General features: G+C 51.1%; 1 protein-coding gene. It reads left to right on the forward strand.

Going from position 1 to position 372, the window contains the following annotated elements; translation table 11 throughout:
* On the forward strand, positions 1-372 hold a 372-nt coding region (locus tag BN338_RS09955), incomplete at both ends, for a DNA-binding domain-containing protein (protein WP_039761968.1).

The raw sequence follows: 372 nt of genomic DNA on the forward strand, positions 1-372 counted from the left end.
GGTGAGGAGAATTTCTCGCACATGGCGCCTTGTCATGAGGAGGCATGGGAGGTTCTGTGTTCGGATTATTTGCGTCCTTCAAAGCCTTCTTTTTCGGCATGTTATCGACGCATGGTGATGGTTGCGCGTGAGAACGGGTGGGAGCCCCTTCCTTCAGAGCGTGCTTTGAGGCGTCGTTTCAACAAGCAAATTTCTAAGTCGGTTGTAGTTTTGGCACGTGAGGGTGAGGACAAGGCAAAGAAGCTTTATCCGGCACAACGGCGTGATCGCTCGAGCCTGCATGCTATGCAAGCGGTGAATATGGATGGGCATAAGCTGGATGTTTTTGTGCGTGTTCCTTGGGCAGAAAAGCCTGTGCGGCTTTATTTGATT

Source organism: Bartonella queenslandensis AUST/NH15, from assembly GCF_000312585.1.
Classification (GTDB): Bacteria; Pseudomonadota; Alphaproteobacteria; order Rhizobiales; family Rhizobiaceae; genus Bartonella; species Bartonella queenslandensis_A.